The sequence below is a fragment of the Aquimarina spinulae genome (assembly GCF_943373825.1).
GTDB classification, from domain to species: Bacteria; Bacteroidota; Bacteroidia; order Flavobacteriales; family Flavobacteriaceae; genus Aquimarina; species Aquimarina spinulae.
This window is the reverse complement of record NZ_CALSBP010000002.1, coordinates 515,996-534,460: the sequence shown is the minus strand read 5'-3', so window position 1 is coordinate 534,460 and position 18,465 is coordinate 515,996. Positions and strand designations below refer to the sequence as shown.

The following is an 18,465-nucleotide window of genomic DNA, read 5'->3' as shown; positions in this document are numbered from 1 at the left end:
GATTATGTATTTAATATTTACGGTCTGGATTTTCGTTAATCAAAGTATTCCAGATTTTTTCTATTGATCTTTCGATATTAATATTAAATTCTTCACTTGTGTTTGTCATTAGGTAATACCCTCTGTTTTTTATGGGATCAAACATACATGCTGTAATTATGCCTGGGTCTCCACCGGTGTGTTCTATTGTATTATTGCTATTGATGCCCCAAAAAATACCACCCATTGCTTCTTTGATTTCATTATATTTTGATTGAAGACGAAACATTTCTTCATAGGATGCTGCTGATAATAATTTTCCTTTCCCTTTATAGCCTCTCATCATTTCTATCAAGTATTTACTAAAATCCGAAGTACTGGTTATTAGTCCACCATCTGCTTTAGTAACCAGAGAATATCTGGGAACTTCAAAATCTTTTGCATAATATAGTGTAGCGTGATTCTGCATATTTACGTCGTTAAAGCTCCATCCTGTGGCATCCATATGTAATGGATCAAAGATGTATTTATGAGTATAGTTTTCATAAGAGATACCAGTGGCATTTTCTACAACAAAAGCTGCTAGAGCTGCAGCAATATTGCTATAATCATATTTTTCTCCGGGAGCATTTTCTGTAAAATTACCCTGAGAATACCATGGGCCTGACGCAGACAATACATTTTTGAAAAAAACAGATTCATCGATTTTTACATTCGTTTTAATTAACTCTACAATAGGTTGATAATCTTCGGGATAAATAGATACATCTACCTGAGCGGAGTTTTCAAACACATAACTTTTATAATATACTTCTCTATCTGTAATCCCAGAAGTATGAGTTGCCAGATGTCGAACGGTAATTGGTTTTTCGGGATGAAATGGGTGTATTACATCAAATGGTAGATATGTATTGATGTTGGTATCTAAATCCAATTTACCTTGTTCTACAGCTTTCATTACTGCTAGTGCGATAAAAGTTTTGGATATAGATCCGATATTTTGAATTGTATGATTTGTGTATCTTCTATTTTTATTGATATCCGAATATCCAAAAGAATTCTGATAGCGCACTTTTCTATTATCAACTATTGCTACAGAAAGTCCTGCTAATTCTGATTCGTCATATAATTTTTGCAATTCTATATGAGTATGAAGAATATCATCATCTATTCCGCAAGAGAAAATTACAAAAAGAAGGAGTAAAGAGATTACCTTTTTCATTTGTTTATTTTTTTAGGTTTAAAATGATAATTAAAATGTTTAAAGTATTAAGCAATAGATAGCCTGTCGGATTTGATTAAAAATCTGATTATTAGATACTTTTGTATTTTTTTGTAGGGGTAAGTGTTACAGATAAACTATATAAGAAAGTATTCTTTAATTAATAGTTTTCGTCTGCATTTTGAAGTCTCATGTTTTTTCTTAAATCCATTAATGATTTCCATTGAAAATTAATGGGAAACCACTCTTCATAGATTATTGAAGTTTGATTAGATGATTCAGAACATGTACTGTTTTTAACATAAACCTTGTCGTTTTCTGAAAAGACATATACAACGTTTATGCTTTTTTTGCGGTTTGTTTTTAATTTATTCATGATTTGGTATGTTTTTTTTATAGCGATTTCTTCCAAGATTGAATACTCCCATTTTTACACCGAATCCAGCCGAGAAGCCATTGATTCTGGTAATTGCATCTGGTGATAATTCTGCTTTACTAGAGAACCTGTACTTAACTCCCATTTCTAACTGAACGTATCGCGAAATATTATACAAAACATTTACTCCTGGCTCTACAACAAATATTGCATCCCATTGATCTTCCTGGTATCGTTCAGCTTCTTCTTCATCACTCCAGTTAGTATTAATGTATCCCATTGCACCACCACCTATTAATACTGGAAAAGAAAGATTGATTTTGGCTTTACTAAATAATATTGGTTCTAAATGAAGACCTGAATAAACTGCTCCCAGATCTGCAATCTCTGGAGAGAAAATTCCTGGAATATTTTGATTAGAAAAGAGGCCTTTTGTTACAAAACCAACTTCAAATTTTTGATTAGCAACATAGGCGATCTTAAGTCCGGCAATATAGGTTTCTTTGCCTTCAATTTCGCCATAACCAGCATGTACTCCCAGATAAACACCATGTACAATATTTTTTCGGTCATTGAATTCTATATAATTCTGTGATTCTTGGGCTATACTTGGATAAATATAGCTGGTTAAAGCAAAAAGTAATATAGTTTTTACGTGTCTCATTATACTTGATTTGTTATATCATTGACAAGTTAAATTTATAATAGTTGCATGTAATTCGTTTCTATACTGTTAAATTTATCATAATCAATGATCACTAGGATAATTAAAAGAGAGGTGTGTACTCATTCTTTTAATATAACCACTCCCTTTCTACCTGTGATATGGAACTTTCCTTTTAAATTACTGTTACCATAAGTGGCGCTAATTTCTCTGATTTTTCTTCGTTTATCAATCACATCGGTTTTTATATTTGTAAACGACTTAGGAATTCTTAACAGTCCTTGTTCGAGAGAAGCATTAAAATCTATGGACATTCCTGAGACATTGATGCTTAGTTCTGAAGATTCCTGATCGATGGTTACATTAGCATTGGTTTTGTGAATTTTGGATACCCAAACATCTGCTACTTCTGTAACCAGATTAATGTTTTGGTGTACGGCATCTATATTCATAGTGCTAAACATAAGTTCACCTTGAATACTTCCTAATTTTTGAATGGTAACCTGATCCTTACTTGAGTGTATTTCTAATGATTCTACATTTTCAATTTTTACGATTGTACCGCTACTATTTATTTTAAGATCATTAGATGACTCTATATCGATTTCTCCATTTTTAAATCGTATGTTTCCATAAGTAATAGATTTGGTTTTTAGTTTTCCAAATTTCATTTCTATACTTGCGTTATTGAGATCTTTATTTACCCACATATCGCCATGCTGTACATTGGCTTTTAATTTTCCGTTCCATTCACTTATAATGATATCTCCAAATTTGTTTATAATATTAACTTCGGCATTAAAAGGCAAATAGACAGTATAATCTATTTGAATATTACCCTTGTCAAAATCAAAAAAACTTGTTTTGTTGAAGAGTTCTTTATTCAAGAATCTAGAAATCATACCTGTGTTCTTTTCTTCAATTACAGAAGAAATACTCACAAAGTCTTCGGTATTATTAATTGCAGGATTAATACGTTTTAATAATTCTTGTGCATCTTCTTTTTTCTTTTTAACAACCTGTATGTCAATATCAATTTTTATTATTTTTTTCTCCCATCCTTGAATAGTTATATTTCCATATTTATTTTCTAAATGTAATTCTCCTGCATTGGTTAACGGAAACGTTTTTTCAATTTTCTTTGATACTTTTTCCTGTGCCCATATACCATTTGCAAAAAATAGCAGTATGGGCATCAGTAAAAGATATTTATAAGATATAGCCTTCATTTTCACTCGATTTTTTAGAATCATTGATCTGTTTCAACAGGTTTTCGATCAATTCGATTCTTTTTTTATAATTATTAACAATGGCTTCTAAAATGTATTCATTGTTCAAGTTTTTTGCCATTTCTGTTTTAAGAGCATTATATTCTTCATCCAATTCATCCATAAAAGACAAGAATTTCTTTTTGTCTTCAGGTTGTAATTTTGAATTGTTTTTGACAAGTTGTACCTGAAAAGATACCAGATCCTTATAATAGGTGTCAATATCTCGTAATTCTTGATGTACAATATTATTTTGGTTGTTATTATTAAATCCTGATACAACTAGATTTACTATTGAGAAAGCTCCTATCAGGATTAAAATACTCGCAGCTATTTTTATTAGAGGAGACCTCCACAGGCGAATTGTTTTTGAAGTGTCTAAGTTAGACTCAATTTCATTCCAGATTTTTGATTTATCTGCTTTATGCTCATCAAATAAATGCTTGTTTTCTGCTATATATTTTTCAAAATCATCCATTGTACTATAATGTATTTACAATTTCAATTAATTTTTTCTTTGCTCTGTGATATTGCGATTTCGAAGTCGAAATAGTAATACCTAGTATCTCTGCAATTTCTATATGATCATATCCTTCGATTAAATAAAGGCTTAAGATCTGTCTATATCCATCAGGAAGAGTTTTAATCCCCTTTTTTATTTTGTTAATGTCTTTAGATTTAACTGGGGCAATTATTTCTTCACTAATATGATATTCATGTTGGTCAAGAGGTGTAACTGGTATCTTTTTTAATTTTAAATGATTTAAACTTTTATTAATTACTATTCTCTTTAACCAGGAACCAAAAGTACTTTCGTATCTAAAAGATTTTAAATTTTTGAAAGCCTCTACAAAACTATCCTGTACGACATCTTCTGCATCTTCTTTTATGCTTAGCATTCGCATACTTATATTATACATAGCATCTACATAGAGCTCATATAATCGGTATTGCGAATTCCTATCACCAGACTTGCTTTTTTCTACAAGATCTTTATGCGTATAAAGAATATTGGTTTCCAACTAGTTTTACTTGATTGTAAATTTCTTTAAAAGTACTTTTCTTTTGGTTATTATCATTGACAATTTAAAAACCAAAGGGTTGCACGTAATGAGAAATTAATATAAATATTTTTGATAAAGTAATAGGGGAGTATTACAAAAAAGCCTGTGAAATTACTATCTCACAGGCTTTTTTGATAGGTATAGTCTACTTATATTATTTTTCAATAATAGCATTAAGTGTTTCACTTGGGCGCATTGCAGTAGAAGTTTTATCTGTATTTGGCCAATAATATCCTCCCATATCAACAGTACTGCCTTGTGCATCATTTAATTCGTTGATAATTTTATTTTCATTATCAGCAAGTTGTTTGGCAACTATTGCAAACTCGTTTTGTAATTCTTTGTCCTGAGTTTGTTCTGCAATTTCTTGTGCCCAGTATAGCGCCAGGTAAAAATGACTTCCTCGATTATCCAGTTCATTTACTTTACGAGAAGGAGATTTTTTATTCTCGAGAAATTTGATAGTAGCTTGATCAAGTGCTTCTGCAATAATCAAAGCTTTGGTGTTGTTATTGGTTTCTCCCAGATGTTCTAGAGATACTGCAAGAGCCAGAAACTCTCCTAAAGAATCCCATCTTAAGTGACCTTCTTTATTAAATTGTTGTACATGCTTTGGTGCAGAACCTCCTGCTCCGGTTTCGAATAAACCACCTCCATTCATTAAAGGAACAATAGATAGCATCTTTGCGCTTGTACCCAATTCTAGAATTGGAAAGAGATCGGTATTGTAATCACGTAAGACATTTCCTGTTACAGAAATGGTGTCTTTACCTTCTTTAATTCTTTCTAGAGAAAAGCGAGTTGCTTCTACAGGAGACATGATTCTGATATCTAATCCAGTAGTATCATGTTCTGGTAAATATGTGCTTACTTTTTTGATCAACTCGGCATCGTGGGCTCTATTTTTATCTAACCAGAAAATTGCTGGAGTAGCTGTTGCTTTTGCTCTGTTTACAGCAAGTTTTACCCAATCTTTTATCGGGGCATCTTTGGTTTGACACATTCTCCAGATATCACCTTGTTCTACGGGGTGTTCTATTAGTATGTTTCCAGAAGCATCGATAATACGAACAGTACCATTACCTTGAATTTCGAATGTTTTATCATGAGAGCCGTACTCTTCGGCTTTTTTGGCCATAAGTCCAACATTAGGAACGGTTCCCATAGTGGTGGGGTCAAAGGCTCCGTGTTTTTTACAAAAATCTATAGTTTCCTGGTATATGCCAGCATAACTACTATCTGGGATAACTGCTTTGGTATCTTGTGTGTTTCCTTGCGCATCCCACATCTGACCAGAATTACGTATCATTGCGGGCATAGAGGCGTCGATAATCACGTCACTTGGTACATGTAGGTTAGTAATTCCCTGATCAGAATTTACCATTGCCAGTTTTGGTCCCTTTTCATAACAAGCTTGTATATCAGCTTCTATTTCTGCTTTTTTGGTATCTGGTAATTTTTTTAGTTTATTGATAAGATCTCCAAAACCATTGTTTACTTCAACACCAATTTCTTCAAGAGTAGCAGCATGTTTTTCGAATACATCCTTAAAAAAAACTTCTACAGCATGACCAAATATAATAGGGTCAGAAACTTTCATCATTGTTGCTTTCATATGTAAAGAAAACAATACATTTTTTTCTTTAGCATCGCCTATTTGTTCTTTTAGAAAAGCAATAAGTGATTTTTTACTCATTACCGAAGCATCTATAACTTCTCCTTCGAGTAACGTTGTTTTTTCTTTTAAAGTTGTTGTGCTTCCATTTTGATCTACAAACTCAATTTTTACATCTCCGGCTTTATCGACAGTAACTGATTTTTCGTTTGAACAAAAATCTCCGCTAGACATGGTAGCTACATGAGTTTTAGAATCAGCACTCCATGCACCCATAGAGTGTGGGTTTTGCCTAGCATATTGTTTTACTGGTTTTGGCGCTCTACGATCAGAGTTTCCTTCTCTTAGAACAGGGTTTACTGCACTACCTTTTATTTTATCGTATCGACTTTTAATTTCTTTTTCTGTATCGTTTTCAGGTTCTTCAGGGTAGTTTGGAAGATCAAACCCTTGAAGTTGTAATTCTGCAATAGCAGCTTTTAATTGCGGTACAGAAGCACTTATATTTGGTAATTTAATAATGTTTGCTTCTGGTGTCTGAGCAAGCAAACCTAATTCTGCTAATGCATCAGGTTGTTTTTGCTTGTCGGTTAATTTTTCGGGAAAACTAGATAAAATTCGAGCAGCAAGAGATATATCTTTTGTTTCAATATTAATATTTGCTGCTTTAGTAAATTTTTGAACAATAGGTAAAAAAGAATAGGTAGCTAAAGCTGGTGCTTCATCTGTTTTGGTGTACACTATTTTTGAGTTATTAACTCCCATATTTTTGTTTTTTTTATTTAGGGATCCAGAGGTTTTTTTAATACCTGAAAAGTAGTAGACACCCTAATTTTATTATACTATTTATGTAAGGAAATAATTAGTCGTTTAATTTTTCTTAGACAAACAATATTGGTGGATCTTTTTAGGATTGATACTATTAGAATTTACAATATTTGTAGTCATAGATTTCCGAGCGCGAAGATACAAATCTAGTCACCTAAATGCAACCTGTGTGTTGTTAGTTTTGAATTAGAGAGAATTGAATTGTAGTTTATTGAATATTATCGTGAAAAAAATGTAAGATGTTGAAATTTTGACCTGTTTTTAGAGGTATTCTCAAAATAAAAAGCCATATCAAGAATACGAATATTTTGATATGGCTTCATCGAAAATAATCATAATGTTAGCTGTTTTACCCGCTATTAAATAAAAACTTTCGTTATTTATTACATTAGTACTTATTTTCAATTTTGAGCAGATTTAAATTTGTCAAATAAGGATTTGTATAATTTATTTCTACTCTTACGACTAATACGTGTGTTTGTGTTTCTAAATTACTTTTGCAATTTTTCAGTTTTTCACCCGGATAGTCAAATGCCATTTACAATTAAAAAGGTGTCAAAACTTAATTTTTTCTTCTGAATTTCATTTTGAAATGATCCTAAAGTAAAGCCCTTAAAGTGATTTCAAGGATGTATTCAAAAAAATAACTTTCGTTCTATATTTATTTTAATTCTAAACTGGTCTTAATATGTTCAGAGAACGTTTGTTTAAATATATAGTCAAGAATCCTTGTGTCATCATGCACTATATATATTCTAATTATAAATATAAGGAAAATTGATTTGCGGTCTGTTAATTCTTATTATATTAATTATCAACAGTTTATGAACTTATGTTATTAACTTTTGTTCATAAAAAAAGACCGTTAATTAACGGTCTTTTTGATTTGTTAAAGAAATAAGAATTAACTTCTTTTTTCTCTAATACGTGCTTTTTTACCGGTAAGTCCTCTAAAGTAGAATATACGAGCTCTACGAACTTTACCTCTTTTATTTACTTCAATTTTTTGAAGTGCTGGTAAGTTTATAGGGAAAATACGTTCTACACCAATAGTTCCTGACATCTTTCTGATTGTAAATGTTTCAGTAGATCCAGAACCTCTTCTTTGGATTACAACTCCTCTAAAGAACTGTGTACGTGTTTTGTTTCCTTCTTTAATTTCGTAATAAACAGTGATTGTGTCACCTGCAGAGAAGTCAGACATCTCTTTTTTTATAACAAATTCGTCTTGAACGAATTTTACTAAATCTTCCATTTTTGATATAGTTTCTTGATTTTATTAGAGCAACATTCGCGATTTTCGCCAGAGGTTGATCTAATCAGGGTGCAAAAATAAGTATTATTTGATGATTTGCAAGTGTTTTTGAAATCTTTATCAATGTTTTTATATTCAAAACATTAGAAGGTGCACAATACCATTTAATCATATGTTAATTTTCATTGGTTATTTTTCCTAAAGGAACATATTCTAATCTATGTTTTTTTGAATAAAATGTTTTTTTATGCTCGGAAAAAGTGATCTGCATAAAAATAATATAGTTTCCAAAATCCATATCCGGATGAAAAAGTTCTATATATCCATCTTCTGTTATCCAATCATGCACTTTGTATTTTTTGTTAATTTCTTCTACATAATTATCATCATATACAATCCATCCATCAGAGGTTTTTGCAGCATCTTTCTCATATAACTTTTGTTTGTACACTTCATTTTTTTTAGAAACAAATATAAAATATACATCATGTTTTTCTAGTAGTAAATTTTTGTCTGTATAGTTGAGTTGAGGGTAGTGCAAATATTTTCCATTATCTCCTTTTATATAATCATCTATAGAGGGACTAAATATCTCAGCATTTGGATATTTTAGTTCATACAAAAGCTTCAAATCTTCAATGTTATATTCGCCATTAATATTTGTTTTTAGCGAATCATGAATAAAGTGATTCATTTCTTCTTCTGATAGGGTTGAAGGACTATATAGATCATAAATTGTACTATATTTTGTGTCATTATTTTCTTCTTGAATATATTTATCAATTGACCACCGATTTTTGTAATGTTCAAGCTCAGGAATATTCAAACCTTTACCATGAAATTGTTTTCCTTTTTCTCCTCCTGTGTTAAAATATGCACTTTCTATTATATCGTAAATATTGGTTCTATCATGAATAAATAACTCTTTTTCAACGTTGCCATTTGGATAGTATTGCCGAAATTGTTCATGTCTATGATAGATATTATTGAATACGATCTCTTTTGGTTGCCTTTCTTTTTCGTTATAAGATATATAAGTTTTGTTAATATTTATGGTCTTTTTTTTATCTTCTTTTGTCTGCGTATCGTATGATTGTTGATGTTTATATCCTATCTTTTTGATCATATCGGTATCATAATATTCGATAAAGTCAATAGTAAGGTTTGCTTTAGATTTTAAATGTTCATAATATTGAAGATATGCGATCTCTGCCGCTTCTTCTTGTGTAAATTGTATGATGTTCTGATCTCTAAAAATAGGAGTGTACCATTTTTGAGTTTTGAAGTAGTTATTTAATTTATCACTTTTGAAAATATACCCTTTTTGGGCATAATATTCATTACGCATAATGTGTAATTCTTCTAGAGAGCATTCATACAGAGACCTGTCTGTGAATAATGAAGAATCTGATTTTACATTGTTTTGATTTGTAGGTTGTGAGTATTTGGATAAATGTCTGTTGATTTGCATTGTTTTCATTTCGCTATCAACGATTTTTCCGGTATTTAAAAAAATATAATTATCTCTTTTGTGTGTAAAATGATTATCTGCATGTAGATTGAATGTAATATCTCTATGCATATACATTGGGGATAAACTAGTGTATGATAACTCTATAATTACTTGATTGTTGTCAATTTGTTTCTTGAATGTGCAGTTTACTTTTGGGATGTATAATCCATTTTCTATAATAGAAAAATTGAATTGATCAACGTTTTTTGGTATCATCTTACAATCATCCATATCTTTAATAATACAGGTAGTTGTAATTGTTGGATAATTCTTAAAGTTTAACTGATTCGGATATATTTGAAGAAAAGCTTCTGCTTGCACTAGATATGTCATAAACATAAATAGTATAAAAAAGATAATTTTTTGCATTATAAAGGCTTTTAGCTTATTAATACAAAAGTGATGTTTAGTTAGTAGTTATACTACCCATTTTACAGTGAAAACTAAAATAATATTATAGTGTTTTACTCATCTAACAGATCGGGCCTTCTGTCTTTTGTTCTTTGATATGCTTGTTCTTCTCGCCATGTTTCTATTTTAGGAAAATTACCAGAGGTTAGAACTTCTGGTACTTTCCAGCCTTTATATTCTGCGGGTCTTGTATAAATAGGAGGGGCTAATAAGTTATCCTGAAAAGAATCGGTTAATGCAGAAGTTTCGTTACCGAGCACACCCGGAATAAGTCTAATGATTGTATCACATAATATTAGCGCACCTAGTTCTCCTCCGGATAGCACATAATCTCCTACAGATATTTCTTTGGTAATGAAATGATCTCTTACACGTTGATCTACTCCTTTGTAATGGCCACAAAGAATGATTAGATTTCCTTTCAAAGATAATTGGTTTGCAATTCCTTGGTTTAAAGTTTCGCCATCCGGAGTCATATAGATGACTTCGTCGTAATCTCTTTCCGATTTTAATTTGGAAATACATTTATCGATAGGCTCTATCATCATAACCATACCAGCACCACCACCAAATTGATAATCATCAACTTGTTTATAATTTGTATCGGTATAATCTCTAAGATTATGAAACTGTACTTCGACCAATCCTTTTTCTATTGATCGCTTCATAATAGAGGCTTCAAAAGGACTTTTTAGTATATCGGGTACTACGGTGATGATATCTATGCGCATCTTTATTTAAATTCATTTGTGGGTGCAAAGATGCAAAAGAATATGGTGAAAATCTAGAAATTAGAACTACTTAGCGCCAGCTTTACGTTGTTTATTGATTTCGTCCTGAAGCTTACGCATTACTTTTTGCTCTCGTTCCAAAGCTCTTCGTCTGTGATCCTCAAACTCTGCTTCAGTTTCGGTTAATGCCTTTTTGGCTTGTAACGTTATTGTATTACTGTTTTTGAATTTATATATAAAGAAACTAAGTAAAGCGATGAGCACACCAATAATAACCCACATAATGGTTTTGTAACTGGATTTGGTTAGTGCTGCTCCAAAAAAGTTAATACTATCTTTTTCCTTGGTAACGGTAGTAAGATCACCATTTGTTTTAGCAAGTGATTCTTCGAGTCCGGTTATTGTAGATTTTTGCTCATCAATCTTAAGATTGGTAGTATTTAATTTTGATTCTAATGTTTTAATTGTATCTATAGTGTTGCTTTTAAGTTTGTTTAACCAAATAAGCTTTACTACTTTGTATTCTTGAAATTTCCCGGATTTTTTTATCACCATATCAAATTGTCCTTCGATCTTTTCCTGCCTTAAAGCATCAGCAACTGTTGCATTTTCTTCTTGTGCATAGGTAGTTTCAAAAAAAGATAGAAGTAGTATTAAAACTAGTAGATACTGTGGTAATTTCATATTGTTATTCTTAATTTTTAATGGTTAGATACGGTATCCCTATAGTGTGGAGTAGTTAGAGAATAAAATAACTAATGACTTTGTAGTATAGGGAATATTTATATGTCGTTTCTTTTCGGTTATTAATTTCTTCTGTAACGGTAATAAATGTACGATATTGTGAGTAATTATAAAGTTTTTTTTGCAAGAATTCCCGTAGAGATGATTTTGAATCTAGATTATTGGTAGTTAGAGTCTTATATCTTTTTAAAACAGGTTTTAGAAATGACACTTTTTCTTTTTGAAGAATGGCAATAAAAAAAGTCGTTATTAATATTAATAACGACTTTAGAAATTTTAGTAAAAACGGCTACTAATAATAAGTAAAACGTCTTACTTTGGCAATATATTTTGATAGTCTAATTACTTGATGACTATATCCATACTCATTATCATACCATACATATAAAACAGCATTATTTCCTTTTGCATCAACAATAGTAGCATTGCTATCATATATAGAGGGTGCAGAAGAACCAATAATATCGCTAGATACTAATTCATTATCTAGTGAATATTTTATTTGCTCTACCAAATCTCCTTCTAGTGCATATTTTTTAAGTACCGTATTCATACTTTCTTTAGAAGTTTCTTTTTCTAAATTAAGATTAAGAATTGCTAATGATCCATTTGGTACAGGAACTCGTATTGCATTAGATGTTAATTTTCCTTCAAAACTTGGAAGCGCTTTAGAAACTGCTTTTCCTGCTCCTGTTTCTGTGATGACCATATTTAGAGCTGCAGCACGACCTCTTCTGTATTTTTTATGCATATTATCTACCAGATTTTGGTCATTAGTATATGCATGTATTGTTTCTAAGTGACCATTAACTACGCCAAAACTTTCATCTACAGCTTGTAGTATTGGGGTAATTGCATTGGTAGTACAAGAAGCAGCAGAAAAAATATCTACTTTGTCTGGATCATGTTCTTTATGATTAACTCCGTGTACAATATTAGGAACTCCTTTTCCGGGAGCGGTAAGTAATACTTTACTAGCTCCCTTTGCTGTCAGGTGCCTGCTTAGCGCTTCTTTATCTCTAAAAGCACCTGTGTTATCTATGATCAAAGCATCCTGAATGCCGTAAGATGTGTAATCTATATCTTCTGGATTATTGGCGCTAATAATTTTTACAGTGGTACCATTTATGATTAAAGCGCTATTAGCTAAGTCTGTTTCTACGGTACCAGCAAAATCTCCATGCACAGAATCACTACGAAGCAATGAGGCTCTTTTCTCTAATACTTCTTGAGTGATAGCTCCTCTCGTTACTATAGCTCTAAGCCTTAATTGACTTCCTTTACCAGTAATGGTCATTAATTCTCTGGCTACCAAACGACCGATTCGTCCAAATCCATAAAGGACTACATTTTTTGGAGAAATTGGTTTGAATGTTTTTGCATCTTTTAGCTTATTTTGCACAAAGCTATTTATCGAACCGTATTCATCACTTGCCAAATGATACTCATACGTAAGTTTACCTATGTCTAATTTTGATGGAGGTAAATTCATTAATTTGATAGCTTGTGCAATTTCTACAGAATCAAAAATTGAAATAGGTTTTTGTACAAACTCACCAGCATATTCGTGCAGATTGATAATTTCACTTACGTTTTTATCAATTAACTGATTGCGGAAAAGTACCAACTCGATAGAATTGTCGTACCAAAGATCGCTTACAGTCTTTATAAATGCTACTGTAGCGCGACGTCTGTCTGCCTGAAAGGCTAATTCTTTTTCATAAACTTCGTTAGAGCTCATAATGTGTTGTGTTTTAAAGTCTTGAAATTTCGTGCAAAAGTATATATTTCAAACGTTTTCGTGAAACCTTTTGTGAAAAAAAATCCCATTACTTTATAAAAGTAATGGGAAGTGCTATTATAGTTGTGTTTTGTAATGCTTATTGAAATACAAATTCTCTTTTCTGACCATTTCTGTCTACCAGGCTAATGGTGATATCTTCATCTTTGTATTTATTTTCAATTATTTCTTTTACTTCAATAACATTCTTTACTTTTTTTCCGTCTATTTCGCTAATAATAAGACCTTCCAGATTGTATCTTTTCATTCTCGAACTTAGTGCTTTGCTAATTACGACTCCATGATCAAGTTTAAAATTGTTTAAATATCCTTTAGGAGGATTCATAACTTCTACACCAACATCATCTATATTATATTTTTGAATTTCGTATTTTGATAAGGTAACCGGTAAAATAAGTTCTTTGTTTTTTCTTAACACACGTACATTAATAACATCTTTTGGTCTCTTGCTGTTTACGTATCCTGTTAAATCCGAAAATTTTCTTATCGGTAGTCCATCTATTTCTTTTATGACATCTCCTTCTAAAAGCCCTGCTTTTTTTGCTCCACTGTCATCGGCAACAGATGCTACAACTACTCCTTGAGTAGTAGAGATATCATAGGTTTCCATTGCTTTTGGGTTTATAGTTCCCCCCGTAATTCCTAATATTCCTCTTTGTACGCCACCAAACTCTATAATATCGTCGATTATTTTCTTAGCGTTATTTGAAGGTACAGCAAAGGCGTATCCTACATAACTTCCGGTTTGTGAAGTTATGGCTGTATTTATCCCGATTAATTCTCCTCTTACATTTACTAATGCGCCACCACTATTTCCGGGATTGATAGCGGCATCTGTTTGTATAAAAGATTGAGCTTTACCATCGGATTCATCTAAATCTCTTGATTTTGCACTAATAATACCGGCAGTAACAGTAGAAGTAAGGTTGAACGGGTTTCCTACAGCAAGTACCCATTCTCCAATTTTAGCCGAATTAGAATCACCAAATGGGATGTATGATAGTTTTTCTTCTGCATCGATCTTGATGAGTGCTATATCAGACTGTGGAGCAGTACCAACTACTTTGGCTTTATAAGATTTATTATTATTTAGTGTAATTTCTAAATCAGTAGCTCCATCAATTACGTGGTTGTTAGTTACAATATATCCATCTTCTGTGATAATAACTCCTGATCCAGCACCTTGAATTCTTCTTTCCTGTGCTCCGCCATTTCTAAAAAATTCCATTAAATTCCTTGGTGTACGCGTAATCCCATATTGTTTAACATGAACTACTGCATTCACTGTTTTTTCTGCAGCAGTGGTAAAATCAATACCAGAAACAGAAGCATTAGTATTAGTTAGGGTATAATTTACAGGGGTTAGATTTGGTTTGGCTTCACTTTCATTAACAACGATGGCTTCGGGCTCTAAAAACATTTTATATGCACCTAAAGTAAATATACCTGCTAGGATAGCTACAACCAATAAACTCAAAAATCTTTTCATTTTCTTCTCTTTTTTTGTTTGATTTATGTAATACTAATCTAATAGACTTGTATTAACTCTTAAAATTACAATTATAGTATACTTTTTTTATGAAATTTAACTCACAATTAACAACGGTTTTTTGATAACATTCTTTGTACCTTTGTCCTTATAATTGAAAGAATAATGACTCTTACGTTTTATAAATACCAGGGTACCGGGAATGATTTTGTAATCATTGATAATAGAGATGCTATACTCTCCAAAAATGATACCAAATTGTTTGCCAGACTTTGTGACAGAAAATTTGGTGTTGGAGCCGATGGTTTAATGCTATTAGAGCTTCCTCAGGATAAAGAGGATGACTTTACAATGGTTTATTTTAATGCAGATGGAAACGAAAGTTCAATGTGTGGTAATGGAGGGAGATGTCTGGTTGCTTTTGCAGCTTTTCTAGGAGTAATAAAAGATAAGGCTACCTTTACTGCAATTGATGGTAAGCATAAAGCTGAAATAAAAGATAGTTTGGTGTATTTGCAAATGCAGAATGTGTCTGAGATAGAGAAATATGATACACATTTATTTTTGGACACAGGTTCTCCTCATCATGTTGCAATGGTTAAAGATTTAACGAATTATGATGTAGAAAATAAAGGAAGAGCGATACGAAAAGGAGCTCCTTATTTTGAAGCTGGCAGTAATGTGAATTTTGTAGAAAAGAAAAATGAGAACGAATTTGCTGTGCGTACTTATGAAAGGGGAGTAGAAAATGAAACACTATCGTGTGGTACCGGAGTTACTGCAGTGGCTCTTTCTATGCATGCGACCAAATTAACAAATGATCAGGAAATTGATATTCATACCCAAGGAGGAAGACTAAAAGTTACTTTTCAAAAAAATGGAAATGGATATAAGAATATCTTTTTGATAGGACCTGCAGAACAGGTTTTTAAAGGGGAGATTGCATGGTAACATTAAAAGGGAAAAATATTTATTTACGGGCTCTTGAACCCGAAGATCTTGATTTTGTTTATATTGTAGAAAATGATGAACAGATTTGGGAAATGAGCTCTACCCAGACTCCATACTCTCGATTTTTGATTAAAGAGTATTTAGAGAATTCGCATAAAGATATTTATGAGGTAAAACAGTTACGATTGGTTATTTGTTCTAATGATCATGCTACACTGGGTTTGATAGATTTGTTTGATTTCAACCCTATGCATAATAGAGCGGGAGTTGGCGTTTTAATAGCAGAAAAAGAAAATAGAGGCAAGGGTTATGGAGCAGAAGCTTTAGAACTTATTGTAAACTATGGTTTTACTCACTTGCATTTGCATCAATTGTATGCAAATATTTCTGAAGATAATGAGACTAGTATTAAATTATTTGAAAATAGAGGGTTTAATAAAGTTGGGGTGAAGAAAGAGTGGAATCGAGTAAAAGATATTTATAAAGACGAATTTTTATATCAGTTAGTATATGTACATTAAGAAAATACTATTAGTTATTGCATTATTAGGTTTAATTGCAGGAGGAATTTTTGCATATTATGTCTATCAGGCGGTTTTTTCTCCTAATACGAATTTTGAAACTAAAACAGCAACCATCTATATCCCCACAGGAGCTACCTATACAGAACTTATTGAAACGATTAGTCCCGTGGTTAACGACATTTACAGTTTTGATAGGATTGCAAGAAGGAAAGGATATATTGATAACATTAAGGCAGGACGATATATTTTACAAAAAGGCCTTAATAATAATGATATTATAAATGTTTTACGAAGTAAAAATTCACCTATACATGTAAGCTTTAATAATCAAGAAAGGCTGGAGAACCTTGCTGGTAGAATTGCTTCTCAGATCGAGCCGGATAGTATTTCTTTGTTAAAAGCATTTAAAGAAGAATCTTTTTTAGAGGCAAATGATTTTTCTTTAGAAACTGCTTTATCGATGTATATTCCTAATAAGTATGAGTTCTTTTGGAATACTTCTGCAGAACAGTTTAGACAAAGAATGTTGAAAGAGTATAAACGATTTTGGAACGAATCCCGAGTGTCAAAAGCTAAGCAAATTGGGTTAACCCAAAATCAGGTGATTACTATTGCTTCTATTGTGCAAAAAGAAACGGCAAAAGTAGATGAACGCCCAAGAGTAGCAGGAGTCTATATGAACAGGTATAATAATAATTGGAAATTAGATGCAGACCCGACCGTAATCTACGCAATTAAAAAACATCGCAATGACTGGGATGTAATTATAAAACGGGTGTTATATAAAGATTTAGAGCTGGATAGCCCTTATAATACTTATAAATATGCTTCTTTACCTCCAGGGCCAATAGCGATGCCAGATATTTCGTCAATAGATGCGGTTCTTAACTACGAAAAGCATGAATATTACTTTTTTGTAGCTAATGTAGAAAACTTTGGATATCATAAATTTGCCAAGACAATCAGCCAGCATAATCGTAATAAAAAACAATATGTTAATTGGATTAATAAACAGGGGGTAAAACGATGATTGTCGACCTGTTTTTTTGTAGGAAAAAAACAGTAATTTCTTCTTTTTGAACAAAAAGCAACACGAATTTATTAACAAAAGTGCATTCTTTTTTGTGAATTACTTACAAATGGGAGGATTTATTTTTTCTCGATTAAAACACTAGGTTTGACGTTTAAGTGTAATTTTTAGGGTTTTTTACTGAAGATTTAACCATTTTTAAGCCTATTTTTTGTTGTAAAACACTGTTTTTCAGTATTATAATTATTTTAACACTTAGTTCTTTTTATTTTTGAAAAAAGTTGTATATTTGCACGGCAAAAATTTAAGTAGTGGGGGACGTCATTTATGATGGCTACTTAGAAATTTTTTATATGATAAAGAAGATAGTAGGATTATCTGTATTACTTACAATTGGGGGAATACTCTTGCTAAGTTTTAAGACAAAAGAAAGTATAGATCTTAGTTCTTATAGTACAGAAGGTTTGGATCTGTATTACATCGCACCGAATTTTAGTGAAATAGAAGACGATAATATAGTTATCTCTCCAGAGCTTGGTAAATCTTATATAGGGTTTAAAGAGGCTGTTGCTTTTAAGGAGTCTCGTGGAGATTATGGTGTGGTTAATCAATTTGGTTATTTGGGGAAATATCAATTTGGTAAAGGAACACTTGATTTGATAGGTATTAAAAATGTAAAAAGAAATAAATTTCTTGGCAATCCTGTTCTTCAGGAAAAAGCATTTTATGCTAATCTGTCTAGAAATAAGTGGGTACTACGTAGGGATATAAAATGGTATGTTGGTAGAAGGATAAATGGGATAGAAGTGACAGAGTCGGGGATTCTGGCTGCTGCTCATCTATCTGGGCCAGGTGCGGTAAAAAAATATTTACGTAGCGGCGGAGTAGAAGGGTTTGCAGATGCTTTTGGTACTACAATTCGTTATTATATGAAACGATTTGGAGGGTATGATACTTCTTTTGTTGTTCCTAACAAAAAAGCAAAAGCAATCTAGTTTCT

General features: G+C 31.8%; 16 protein-coding genes. 4 read left to right on the top strand and 12 right to left on the bottom strand.

Annotated features, from left to right (window positions below):
- Positions 1-10: 10 nt before the first annotated feature.
- From NNH57_RS07970 to NNH57_RS07915, 12 genes are all read right to left on the bottom strand, one after another.
- Complete coding sequence (locus tag NNH57_RS07970) at positions 11-1,201, bottom strand: serine hydrolase domain-containing protein (protein ID WP_074409414.1); 1,191 nt, start codon at positions 1,199-1,201, stop codon at positions 11-13.
- Positions 1,202-1,569: 368 nt separating this feature from the next.
- Entirely contained in the window at positions 1,570-2,241 is a 672-nt protein-coding gene (locus NNH57_RS07965; RefSeq protein WP_074409412.1) for a hypothetical protein, read from the bottom strand.
- Between the two features lie 122 nt (positions 2,242-2,363).
- Positions 2,364-3,470 (bottom strand): hypothetical protein, encoded by a 1,107-nt coding sequence (locus NNH57_RS07960; protein WP_074409411.1) that lies wholly within the window; start codon positions 3,468-3,470, stop codon positions 2,364-2,366.
- On the bottom strand, positions 3,451-3,987 hold the full coding sequence (locus tag NNH57_RS07955; RefSeq protein WP_074409410.1) for a hypothetical protein: 537 nt from the start codon (positions 3,985-3,987) through the stop codon (positions 3,451-3,453). Before NNH57_RS07955 ends, NNH57_RS07960 begins: the two co-directional genes overlap by 20 nt.
- A 4-nt stretch (positions 3,988-3,991) precedes the next feature.
- Entirely contained in the window at positions 3,992-4,531 is a 540-nt protein-coding gene (locus tag NNH57_RS07950; protein WP_074409409.1) for an RNA polymerase sigma factor, read from the bottom strand.
- Positions 4,532-4,727: 196 nt separating this feature from the next.
- Complete coding sequence (locus NNH57_RS07945) at positions 4,728-6,953, bottom strand: NADP-dependent isocitrate dehydrogenase (RefSeq protein WP_108809313.1); 2,226 nt, start codon at positions 6,951-6,953, stop codon at positions 4,728-4,730.
- A gap of 967 nt (positions 6,954-7,920) precedes the next feature.
- Entirely contained in the window at positions 7,921-8,271 is a 351-nt protein-coding gene (gene rplS, locus NNH57_RS07940) for a 50S ribosomal protein L19 (protein WP_108809314.1), read from the bottom strand.
- 175 nt (positions 8,272-8,446) lie between these two features.
- Positions 8,447-10,153: a YARHG domain-containing protein gene (locus NNH57_RS07935; RefSeq protein WP_074409406.1), complete on the bottom strand. Its 1,707-nt coding sequence runs from the start codon at positions 10,151-10,153 to the stop codon at positions 8,447-8,449.
- Positions 10,154-10,248: 95 nt separating this feature from the next.
- The gene (trmD, locus tag NNH57_RS07930) at positions 10,249-10,926 is read right to left on the bottom strand and encodes a tRNA (guanosine(37)-N1)-methyltransferase TrmD (RefSeq protein WP_025663965.1); all 678 of its coding nucleotides are present in this window, start codon (positions 10,924-10,926) and stop codon (positions 10,249-10,251) included.
- A 66-nt stretch (positions 10,927-10,992) separates the two neighbouring features.
- Complete coding sequence (locus NNH57_RS07925) at positions 10,993-11,610, bottom strand: hypothetical protein (protein ID WP_074409405.1); 618 nt, start codon at positions 11,608-11,610, stop codon at positions 10,993-10,995.
- A gap of 352 nt (positions 11,611-11,962) precedes the next feature.
- A complete protein-coding gene (locus NNH57_RS07920; RefSeq protein WP_074409404.1) occupies positions 11,963-13,411 on the bottom strand; it encodes a glyceraldehyde-3-phosphate dehydrogenase in 1,449 nt (482 codons plus the stop codon).
- A 139-nt stretch (positions 13,412-13,550) separates the two neighbouring features.
- On the bottom strand, positions 13,551-14,960 hold the full coding sequence (locus tag NNH57_RS07915) for a trypsin-like peptidase domain-containing protein (RefSeq protein ID WP_074409403.1): 1,410 nt from the start codon (positions 14,958-14,960) through the stop codon (positions 13,551-13,553).
- A gap of 165 nt (positions 14,961-15,125) precedes the next feature.
- Here NNH57_RS07915 and dapF point away from each other — a divergent pair, with 165 nt between their 5' ends.
- The 4 genes from dapF to NNH57_RS07895 all read left to right on the top strand — a co-directional run bounded on the left by dapF (position 15,126) and on the right by NNH57_RS07895 (position 18,460).
- Positions 15,126-15,911, top strand: a complete 786-nt coding sequence (dapF, locus tag NNH57_RS07910; RefSeq protein WP_074409402.1) for a diaminopimelate epimerase — start codon at positions 15,126-15,128, stop codon at positions 15,909-15,911.
- The gene (locus NNH57_RS07905) at positions 15,905-16,432 is read left to right on the top strand and encodes a GNAT family N-acetyltransferase (protein ID WP_074409401.1); all 528 of its coding nucleotides are present in this window, start codon (positions 15,905-15,907) and stop codon (positions 16,430-16,432) included. The genes dapF and NNH57_RS07905 overlap by 7 nt, the downstream gene beginning before the upstream one ends.
- The gene (gene mltG / locus NNH57_RS07900) at positions 16,422-17,465 is read left to right on the top strand and encodes an endolytic transglycosylase MltG (protein WP_074409400.1); all 1,044 of its coding nucleotides are present in this window, start codon (positions 16,422-16,424) and stop codon (positions 17,463-17,465) included. The genes NNH57_RS07905 and mltG overlap by 11 nt, the downstream gene beginning before the upstream one ends.
- A gap of 353 nt (positions 17,466-17,818) precedes the next feature.
- Positions 17,819-18,460: a peptidoglycan-binding protein LysM gene (locus tag NNH57_RS07895; RefSeq protein ID WP_108809315.1), complete on the top strand. Its 642-nt coding sequence runs from the start codon at positions 17,819-17,821 to the stop codon at positions 18,458-18,460.
- The last annotated feature ends 5 nt before the right edge of the window (positions 18,461-18,465 follow it).

Coding starts and splice junctions, on each gene's coding strand:
- NNH57_RS07935 (WP_074409406.1), bottom strand. CDS start 10,153: ATGCAAAAAATTATCTTTTTTATACTATTTATGTTTATGACATATCTA.
- NNH57_RS07965 (WP_074409412.1), bottom strand. CDS start 2,241: ATGAGACACGTAAAAACTATATTACTTTTTGCTTTAACCAGCTATATT.
- mltG (WP_074409400.1), top strand. CDS start 16,422: ATGTACATTAAGAAAATACTATTAGTTATTGCATTATTAGGTTTAATT.
- rplS (WP_108809314.1), bottom strand. CDS start 8,271: ATGGAAGATTTAGTAAAATTCGTTCAAGACGAATTTGTTATAAAAAAA.
- dapF (WP_074409402.1), top strand. CDS start 15,126: ATGACTCTTACGTTTTATAAATACCAGGGTACCGGGAATGATTTTGTA.
- NNH57_RS07895 (WP_108809315.1), top strand. CDS start 17,819: ATGATAAAGAAGATAGTAGGATTATCTGTATTACTTACAATTGGGGGA.
- NNH57_RS07945 (WP_108809313.1), bottom strand. CDS start 6,953: ATGGGAGTTAATAACTCAAAAATAGTGTACACCAAAACAGATGAAGCA.
- NNH57_RS07925 (WP_074409405.1), bottom strand. CDS start 11,610: ATGAAATTACCACAGTATCTACTAGTTTTAATACTACTTCTATCTTTT.
- NNH57_RS07905 (WP_074409401.1), top strand. CDS start 15,905: ATGGTAACATTAAAAGGGAAAAATATTTATTTACGGGCTCTTGAACCC.
- NNH57_RS07920 (WP_074409404.1), bottom strand. CDS start 13,411: ATGAGCTCTAACGAAGTTTATGAAAAAGAATTAGCCTTTCAGGCAGAC.
- NNH57_RS07915 (WP_074409403.1), bottom strand. CDS start 14,960: ATGAAAAGATTTTTGAGTTTATTGGTTGTAGCTATCCTAGCAGGTATA.
- NNH57_RS07960 (WP_074409411.1), bottom strand. CDS start 3,470: ATGAAGGCTATATCTTATAAATATCTTTTACTGATGCCCATACTGCTA.
- NNH57_RS07970 (WP_074409414.1), bottom strand. CDS start 1,201: ATGAAAAAGGTAATCTCTTTACTCCTTCTTTTTGTAATTTTCTCTTGC.
- NNH57_RS07955 (WP_074409410.1), bottom strand. CDS start 3,987: ATGGATGATTTTGAAAAATATATAGCAGAAAACAAGCATTTATTTGAT.
- trmD (WP_025663965.1), bottom strand. CDS start 10,926: ATGCGCATAGATATCATCACCGTAGTACCCGATATACTAAAAAGTCCT.